This window comes from Parvibaculum sp. (assembly GCF_002684405.1).
Lineage (GTDB): Bacteria > Pseudomonadota > Alphaproteobacteria > Parvibaculales > Parvibaculaceae > Parvibaculum.
This window is the reverse complement of sequence record NZ_NYVD01000109.1, coordinates 1-8,395: the sequence shown is the minus strand read 5'-3', so window position 1 is coordinate 8,395 and position 8,395 is coordinate 1. Positions and strand designations below refer to the sequence as shown.

Genomic DNA, 8,395 nt, shown 5'->3' with positions numbered 1-8,395 from the left:
CGGCGCGGCCAGCTCATCGAGGCGGGGCTGGAGGGCTTCGGTACGGTCGGCTATGCGCATGCGACCGTGAAGATGATCTGCGCGGAAGCCGGGCTGACCGAGCGCTATTTCTACGAATCCTTCGCCAATCGCGAGGCCTTCTTCGGAGCCGTTTACGACCGCGTGGTGGAGATCATCGGCGGCTTGATGGACGAGGCCATCGAGGCGGCGCCGCAGGAACCGGAAGCCAAGGCCAGAGCCCTCATCGACACCTATTTCGACAAGATCGAGGCGGATCCGAAATTCGCCCGCATCCTGTTGCTGGAAGTGATCGGCGTGAGCCATGAGCTTGAGAGCATCTATCGCGCGGCCATGCAGCTTTTCACCGATCTGGTGCGCGACCGTTTGCCGGAACTGCTGCAGGCGGCGGTTGCCCGCAAGGCCGATCCGGAAGTGGTCGCGGCCGGGCTTGTCGGCGCCATCGTGCATGTCGCCATGCGCTGGGTGATTTCCGATTATGAAAAGTCCCGGGAGGACATGACCCAGGGCCTCATGGAAATTTTCCGCGCCGTCGCGCAGGAAAGCTGACACCGCGACGATCCGGCATCGCATGCTTGGCATCCGCGGTTTGCGGGCGCACACTCCCGGGCGAGCGGGTATGAAGCAATGCGAGGTTTGTCATGCCGGACAGCATGTCCCCGGCCGGTGGCCCCGACACAACTATGTCGCGCAAGGCGCAACCGGATGAGAAAAAGCTCGATCCGGCGGCAATCGATGCGCTGCTGAAGGAATCCGGCACGGATCCCGCGCAGGGCCTTGCCGCCGACGAGGCGGCGCAGCGGCTTGAGAAATTCGGCCGCAACGAACTTGCGGAAAAACATCAAAGCCTGTTGTTGCGCCTTTTCAGGTTTTTCTGGGGCCCCATTCCCTGGATGATCGAGATCGCGGCCATCCTGTCGGCCGCGCTCGGCCATTGGCCTGACCTCGCCATCATCCTCGTCATGCTCGCGGTCAATGCGGTTGTCGGCTTCTGGCAGGACTACAAGGCGGACAATGCGATCCAGCTTCTGAAAAAGCGGCTGGCGGCGCGCGCCCGCGTGCTGCGCGACGGCAGCTGGCAGGATATCGACGCCGCCGAGCTTGTGCCCGGCGATATCGTGCGCGTGAAGATGGGCGGCATCGTGCCCGCCGACATGACCGTCGTGAAGGACGACTATCTGAGCGTGGACCAGTCGGCGCTGACGGGCGAGTCGCTGCCTGTCGACCGGGGCATGGGCGAGACGCTTTTTTCCGGTTCCATCGCGCGGCTCGGCGAGGCCACGGGTGTCGTCACCGAAACGGGGCCGCGCAGCTTTTTCGGGCGCACGGCGAGCCTCGTTCAGAAGGCGAAGGGCGTCTCGCATTTCCAGCGCGCGGTGCTCCGCATCGGCAATTTTCTTATTCTCGTCACGGCGGCGCTCGTCGCCTTCACCGTCATCATTGCGCTCTACCGGCACGACCCGCTGTTCGAGACGCTGCAATTCGCGCTGATCCTGACGGTGGCCTCCATTCCCGTGGCGCTGCCGGCCATTCTGTCGGTCACCATGGCGGTGGGCGCGGAAAAGCTCGCCGCGCTGCGCGCCATCGTTGCACGCCTCGTTTCCATCGAGGAGATGGCGGGCATGGACGTTCTGTGCTCCGACAAGACGGGCACGCTGACGAAGAACGAGCTGACGCTGGGTGACTTGCAGCCGCTCGACGGGGTGAGCGGCGATGAGTTGATCGAGGCGGCGGCGCTGGCCTGCGATCCGGAGGCGCCGGATGCCATCGATACCGCGATCCTGGCGGGCGTCGCCGACAGGACATCGCTTTCCGCTTTCAAACGCGTCGCCTTCCATCCCTTCGATCCGGTGTCCAAGCGCGCGGAGGCGGATCTTGAAAAAGACGGCACGCGCCTCAGCGTCGCCAAGGGCGCGCCGCAGGTGATGCTCGATCTTTGCGATGCTTCGGAAGAAGAACGCAAACGCGTCGGCAAGATGGTCGACGAGGCGGCGGCGCATGGTCTGCGCATGATCGGCGTTGCGCGCGCGGCGAAGGGTGACGATTGGACGCTTCTCGGCCTGTTGCCGCTTTTCGATCCGCCGCGCGAGGACAGCGCCGCCACCATCGCCGAATTGCGCAGTCTCGGTGTCGACGTCAAGATGATCACTGGCGACCATGAGGCGATCGCGCGCGAGATCGCCGCCAAGCTCGACCTCGGCTCGAATATTCTCGTGGCAAGCGATCTCTTCGGCGAAGACGGCAATGGCAAGGCCAGCCAGGCGGAGAAAGCCGTGCTGGAGGCGGACGGTTTTGCCCGGGTCTTTCCCCAGCACAAATTCGAGATCGTCGAGGCGTTGCAGGACCGTGGCCATATCGTCGGTATGACGGGCGACGGGGTGAACGATGCGCCCGCGCTCAGACAGGCCGATATGGGCGTGGCGGTCAGCGGCGCGACGGATGCCGCCCGCGCCGCCGCCGATCTCGTCCTCACTGCGCCGGGACTTTCCGTCATCACCCGCGCGGTGGAAGAGGCACGGCGCATCTTCGAGCGCATGACGAGCTATGCGACCTATCGCATCGCGGAGACCATTCGCGTCCTCATCTTCATGACGTTGAGTATCGCGCTCTTCAACTTTTATCCAGTCACCGCCGTGATGGTGGTTCTGCTGGCGCTTCTGAACGACCTCTCGATCATGATGATCGCCTATGACAATGCGCCCGTCGCGCCGCGTCCGGTACGCTGGGACATGACGCGCATCCGCATCATCGCGGGTGTGCTGGGCGGGTATGGCGTGATTGCGAGTTTCGGCGTTTTCCTGATCGCGCGCGACTATCTGCAATTGCCGCCGGACGTGGTGCAGACCGTGGTCTTCCTGAAGCTCCTCGTGGCGGGGCACATGACCATCTATCTCACACGCAATGAGGGCTGGCTCTGGGACCGGCCCTGGCCGAGCTGGAAACTCGTCGTACCTGCCGAGCTGACGCAGCTCGTGGGCACGCTCGCGGCGGTCTATGGCGTTTTCATGACCCCCATCGGCTGGAAGCTCGCCCTCATGGTCTGGGGCTTCGCCTTCCTGGAGTTCATCACCTCGAGCGCCCTGAAAGTGGCCGTTTATCGTCTCTTCGCCCATGGCTGGCGGCGCAATCGCCGTCATCTGGAGCGGGTGGAAACGCATCTCTACCGCTAGCGGCGGCATGGCTCTTTCATCGTCGGCGAAATGAATTATGTTCCGCTGTGAACGACGCCCCAGCGGAGCATTGCCGAGAATGGCCGAGACATCGCCCGACCTGAGTTTGCCCGACCTGAGTTTTGCCGACGCCGCCGATGGCGTCATCGCCATGGCGCATTATGCCGGCGCAAAGGGGCTGGTGCCCGCGACCAGCGGTAATTTTTCCGTCCGCATGACTGCAACGCATGCCGCCGTTACGGCGACGGGTGCGAACAAGGCGGCGCTTGTCCGCGACGAGGTCATCGAGGCGGAAATCGCAGGCGCGAAACATCCCCGGGCCTCCGCCGAGGCGCCGCTTCATCTGGTGCGCTATGCCCATGCGCCCGAAATCGGCGCCATCTCGCATATCCACTCACTCGCCGCCACCCTGCTGTCGCGGCGCCATGAAGCGGAAGGTGTGTTGCGGCTGGAAGGCTGGGAATTGCTCAAGGCCTTTTCCGGCATCCACACGCATGAGACGGTGATGGAGGTGCCGATCGTACCGAACGATCAGGATACGGACCGGCTGGCGATGCTTGTCGAAAGACGGCTGAGGGAAAGCCCGCCCGGTTTCGGCTATCTGATCGCGGGGCACGGGCTTTATGTCTGGGGCGCCACCTATCAGGATGTGTTGCGGCATATGGAGGCGTTCGAGTTTCTGTTGACGGCGCAACTCTATGAGGAGGGACGGCCATGACCCGATTGACGGTTTATCCCGACACCGACCCGGCGACGGTTCTGCGTGAGACGCGCGATGGCGGGGAAATCGCCGATGCGCTGGCGGAAATCGGCGTGGATTTCGAACGCTGGGACGCGGCGCATTCTCTCGCGGAGGACGCCGATCAGGCGGCGGTGCTGGCGGCCTATGACGCGGAAATCTCCAGGCTGATGAAGGAAGGCGGCTATCGAAGCGTCGATGTGGCGCGGGTGAAGCCGGACAATCCGCAGGCGGGCGAGCTGCGCAAGAAGTTCCTGGCCGAGCATACGCATGACGAGGATGAAGTGCGCTTTTTCGTGGAAGGGGCAGGCGCTTTCTATCTGCGCAAGGGCGGCAAGGTCTATCGCGTGGTCTGCGAGCGCAACGACCTTATTTCCGTGCCCGCAGGCACGACGCATTGGTTCGATACCGGCCCCGCGCCGGATTTCTGCGCGATCCGCATTTTCACCACGCCGGATGGCTGGGTCGGGCATTTCACCGGCGACGACATTGCCGAGCGTTTTCCGAAATTCGAGAAGGTCTGACGGAGTATCCATGACCGACAAGGCCGTGAAAGCCGTCGTGACCGATATCGAAGGTACGACGACACCCATCGAATTCGTGCATGAGGTGCTGTTCCCCTATGCGCGGGAACGACTGCAGGCGTTTTGCGAGGTGCATAGGGACGAGCCGGACGTGGCGAAAGCCCTTGCCGATGCGCGCGAGCTGGCGGGTGCTGAGGATCTCGACCTTGCGGGCACGGTCGCGCTTCTCCTGCAATGGATGGCGGAAGACCGGAAGGCCGGTCCCCTCAAAAGCCTGCAGGGCCTCATCTGGCGCGAGGGCTATGAAAGCGGGACGCTCAAGGGCCAGGTCTATGACGATGTGCCGGGCGAACTCCGCCGCTGGCGGGAACGAGGCCTGTCGCTCTACGTCTATTCGTCAGGCTCCGTCGCGGCGCAGAAGTTGATATTCGGCTATTCGGACAAGGGCGATCTGACGCCGCTTTTCGATGGCTATTTCGATACCGCCATCGGCGCGAAGGTGGAGGCTGCTTCCTATGTCGCCATCGCGGGGGAGACCGGTTTCCCGCCTGGCGAAATTCTTTTCCTCTCCGATCATGCGGGCGAAATCGCGGCGGCGCAGGGGGCCGGGCTGAAGGCTGTGCGGCTCGACCGGGCATTGCCGGGCGATGCCTGGACGCAGGAAGACACCGCGCCGGTCGCCGGCTCTTTTACCGCCGTCGAAGCGCAACTTTCGCCGGGGCGTTAGCTCGGGCTGGCCGGGCTTTCCGGCGTGGAGTCCGGCTCGGTTCCTTCGCCTTCCGATGGGCCGGGCGTCGGTGTCCCGGTTACGTCCTGTTCTCCTTCGGCAATGGCGTCTTGCAGCGCCGGATCATCGACTTCCTGCGCGGCGGCCAGCATCTGGCCGGCCAGGGCGGGCTGGGTGATGCCCAGCGTGGCAATGGCCTGACCGATACCCGTGCCGAGCGCGGGCTTCACGCTGTCATATTGCGGCTGGGCCGCCATTCGGCTTGCGACGCCGGTCGTGCGGACGGGGTCGTCGGAGCCGGTGATGTAGTCGGCGACGGCATCTGCGATGGCGTCGGGGTTACCCGCATTCCCTTCGACGATCCCGGCGATCGCCGTTTCGTCCTGCTTGTCGCGGATTTCGGCGGCCAGCTTTCCCGCCGTTTCCAGAACGGAGCGGACTTCATCGGTCAGCGGAAGGCCGATCCTTGCCGCTTTCATTGCCGCTATGATCTCGCGCGTCTTTTGGGGGTTGTCGGCGGCGGCGGTCAGCAGGGCCTGGAGCTGCGTATCCAGCTCGCTGGCGAGCGCAATGCGCGCGGGCTCGGAAAGGTCCGCATCAGACGTTTTCCGGTTGTAGTCATCGATGAGGAGGCGTGCCGCGGGATCGGGGGTCACTTGCGCGGCTGTCTGCGTTTGCTGTGCCGGCGCAGGCGTCGGCCGGAGAAAAGAGGCGGATGTGGCGAGCAGGATCGTGAGGGCCAGAACAGGCAATAGGCGGCGCATCGGTATTCTCCCGCGAAATAGGGTTAATCGCGTCGAGTATCCCGAAAAGAGACTGTCTTTACCGGTGCAACTGAGTTCGTTCTGAAAGCTGAGTGCGGTGAAATGAGCCCGTATTGACGCAATAAAGGGAGGACGCCGACCGTCCTCCCTCCAAAGGCGTCATTCGCGGATGGCCGGTCAGGCCGGGTTTTTGACCGGCGTCCTGAAATAGACGGTGCCGTTGTCGTCAGCGGGCGGAAGGTTCCCGCCGCGCATGTTCACCTGCAGCGAGGCATAGAGCAGGCGCGGTGTGCCCAGTCCGGCATCCCTGTTCTGCCGTGTCGCGACGAATTCCTCTTCGCCCACGCCGTCGCGAAGGTGCACGTTGGATGCTTTTTCCTCCGCCACGGTGGTTTCCCAGCGATGGTCGGCGCGGCCGTCGGGCAGATAGTCGTGGCACATGAAAAGCCGCGTTTCGGGCGGCAGGGCGAATATCCTGCGCGTCGAACGGTAAAGCTCATGCGCGTCCCCGCCGGGGAAGTCGGTGCGCGCCGTGCCGTAATCCGGCATGAAGAGCGTGTCGCCGACAAAGGCGGCATCGCCGATCGCATAGGTCACGTCGGCCGCCGTGTGGCCCGGCGTGTGGATCACATGCGCCTCGATATCGCCGATGCTGAATGTGTCGCCATCCGCGAACAGGCGGTCATAGGGTTTGCCGTCCGGGGTGAGGTCCAGCGCATTGAAGATCTGACGCCAATAGCTCTGGATGTCCTTTACATGTTCGCCGATGCCGGACTGTCCGCCGAGTTTCTCGCGGATATAGGGGGTCGCGGTCAGGTGGTCGGCATGGACATGCGTGTCGAGCACCCATTCCACCGTGAGGTCGCGGCGGCGCACCTCCTCGATCACCTTGTCCGCCGAGGCGGTGGAGAGCCGTCCGGAGGCCGGATCGTAGTCGAGCACGCTGTCGATGATGGCGGCCTTGCCGCTATCGCGGTCGGCGACGATATAGGTGACGGTTTTCGTCACATCGTCGAAAAAGGCGGAAACTTCGGGTTTTTTGGGTGTTTTCTGAGTCATGGCACGGCTCCTTTTCCACCATAGCGGGTAGTATTTATATATTAGGTATATCTTATTTATCAAGCCCTCGGGCGTCATTCTGATTATGAAACTCAGAATGAGTTGCAATATCGTCTTTCCATCTCTAGAAATGCCGCGCTGTAGGCCGAAGGGGGCACTGCCCGCCGCGGCGATGGGGAATTTAGAGAAATGGAGTTTCAGATGGGATATCGCCAGCAAATGAGCGCGCCGCTCCGGGCACAGGGCCGCACGCTTGCACTGGCCGGCATGGCCATGGCCGGATTTTCATGGCGGGTACGAGCGCTGCGCAGGCCGAAGACGGTTTTTCCTATGAAGGAAACCTGACGGGCACCTTCCTTGCGGCGAGTGACGACCGCGCCCGGCCCGAGCCGGCGCTTTCGGGCGATCTTTTCGGCACCTATGCATTCGGCGATTTCGCCTTTGTCGGTCATCTGGAGGGCAGCACCACGCCGCGCGCCAATGGCGTGTCCTCGCTGGTGCCGAACGCGAATGCCGATAGCGGCAGCGCGCTGAACGGCAATGGTCATGGCCGCGTTCAGCTTTCCGAGTTCTATCTTCAGTTCGGCAATGACGATGTGACGGCGGCGGTCGGCCTCATCGACGCCACGGCCTGGCTCGATGCGAGCGCAGTGGCCAATGACGAGCACGGCCAGTTCCTCAATGCGACGCTGGTCAACAATCCGACCATCGCCTTTCCGGACTATACGCTTGGCGGCGTGGTCGCGCTTGAAGGCCATGATGCCTTTCCCGGCATTACCGCCCTCGTCGGCAGCTCCAACGGCCTCGCCGACAATCCGGATGCCGATTACGACGAGCTTTTCGATGTGGGCGACACGGGCAAGGGCATCTTCGGCGCGCTGGAACTGCAATGGGCCGTCGAGGGCCTGGGCGAAACCGGTGCGGTCCGTATCGGCGCCTGGACGAATACGGCCGATTTCGCACGGCTGAACGGCACTGCCGGCACCAAGAACAATTACGGCGTTTACGGCGTCATCGACGGCAATGTGGATGAGCTCGGCTGGTCCATCCGCGCCGGCATGGCCGACAAGAGCGTTTCGCCCGCGGCCTGGTTCATCGGCGGTGCGGTGGAGCATCCGCTCGGACCGGTCACGCTGGGTCTCGGCCTCACCCATACGGCGGCTTCCGGCGATCTCGGCGCGGGCTTCTCCGACGAGACGAATGCCGAACTCTATGCGCGCTACGACGCCATCGAGCACCTGCACATCACGCCGCTCGTTCAGTGGACGAACAATCCCGGCTTCGACGATACGGGAACGGCCATCGACGAATCGGTCGTGATCTTCGGCGTGCGTGTCGGCGTCGACATCTGATCCGGCGACATGACGTAAAAGTGAAACGGGCCCGGCAGATTG

Annotated in this window: 8 protein-coding genes; 6 read left to right on the top strand and 2 right to left on the bottom strand. The window is 63.3% G+C overall.

Annotation, left to right across the window (positions count from 1 at the left end):
- The 5 genes from CMI59_RS10210 to mtnC form a co-directional block, all read left to right on the top strand.
- The coding region (locus CMI59_RS10210; protein ID WP_293328075.1) for a TetR/AcrR family transcriptional regulator at positions 1-567 on the top strand (567 nt) is incomplete at its 5' end.
- 92 nt (positions 568-659) lie between these two features.
- A complete protein-coding gene (locus CMI59_RS10205) occupies positions 660-3,188 on the top strand; it encodes a plasma-membrane proton-efflux P-type ATPase (protein WP_293328072.1) in 2,529 nt (842 codons plus the stop codon).
- 79 nt (positions 3,189-3,267) lie between these two features.
- Complete coding sequence (gene mtnB, locus CMI59_RS10200) at positions 3,268-3,906, top strand: methylthioribulose 1-phosphate dehydratase (RefSeq protein WP_293328069.1); 639 nt, start codon at positions 3,268-3,270, stop codon at positions 3,904-3,906.
- A complete protein-coding gene (locus tag CMI59_RS10195; RefSeq protein WP_293328066.1) occupies positions 3,903-4,451 on the top strand; it encodes a cupin in 549 nt (182 codons plus the stop codon). The genes mtnB and CMI59_RS10195 overlap by 4 nt, the downstream gene beginning before the upstream one ends.
- Positions 4,452-4,461: 10 nt before the next feature.
- Positions 4,462-5,178 (top strand): acireductone synthase, encoded by a 717-nt coding sequence (gene mtnC, locus CMI59_RS10190; RefSeq protein ID WP_293328063.1) that lies wholly within the window; start codon positions 4,462-4,464, stop codon positions 5,176-5,178.
- On the opposite strand, the gene CMI59_RS10185 is transcribed toward mtnC, so the two are convergent.
- Together CMI59_RS10185 and CMI59_RS10180 are read right to left on the bottom strand one after the other, a co-directional pair.
- Positions 5,175-5,942 (bottom strand): hypothetical protein, encoded by a 768-nt coding sequence (locus CMI59_RS10185; RefSeq protein ID WP_293328060.1) that lies wholly within the window; start codon positions 5,940-5,942, stop codon positions 5,175-5,177. The genes mtnC and CMI59_RS10185 overlap by 4 nt on opposite strands.
- A 177-nt stretch (positions 5,943-6,119) precedes the next feature.
- Positions 6,120-7,001, bottom strand: a complete 882-nt coding sequence (locus CMI59_RS10180; RefSeq protein ID WP_293328057.1) for an MBL fold metallo-hydrolase — start codon at positions 6,999-7,001, stop codon at positions 6,120-6,122.
- A gap of 287 nt (positions 7,002-7,288) precedes the next feature.
- On the opposite strand from CMI59_RS10180, the gene CMI59_RS10175 reads away from it, so the two are divergent.
- Positions 7,289-8,353: a carbohydrate porin gene (locus tag CMI59_RS10175; RefSeq protein ID WP_293328054.1), complete on the top strand. Its 1,065-nt coding sequence runs from the start codon at positions 7,289-7,291 to the stop codon at positions 8,351-8,353.
- Positions 8,354-8,395: the final 42 nt, after the last annotated feature.

Excerpts from the sequence above, each read along its gene's own strand:
- CMI59_RS10205 (WP_293328072.1), top strand. The coding sequence starts at position 660 with ATGCCGGACAGCATGTCCCCGGCCGGTGGCCCCGACACAACTATGTCG.
- mtnB (WP_293328069.1), top strand. The coding sequence starts at position 3,268 with ATGGCCGAGACATCGCCCGACCTGAGTTTGCCCGACCTGAGTTTTGCC.
- CMI59_RS10195 (WP_293328066.1), top strand. The coding sequence starts at position 3,903 with ATGACCCGATTGACGGTTTATCCCGACACCGACCCGGCGACGGTTCTG.
- mtnC (WP_293328063.1), top strand. The coding sequence starts at position 4,462 with ATGACCGACAAGGCCGTGAAAGCCGTCGTGACCGATATCGAAGGTACG.
- CMI59_RS10185 (WP_293328060.1), bottom strand. The coding sequence starts at position 5,942 with ATGCGCCGCCTATTGCCTGTTCTGGCCCTCACGATCCTGCTCGCCACA.
- CMI59_RS10180 (WP_293328057.1), bottom strand. The coding sequence starts at position 7,001 with ATGACTCAGAAAACACCCAAAAAACCCGAAGTTTCCGCCTTTTTCGAC.
- CMI59_RS10175 (WP_293328054.1), top strand. The coding sequence starts at position 7,289 with ATGGCGGGTACGAGCGCTGCGCAGGCCGAAGACGGTTTTTCCTATGAA.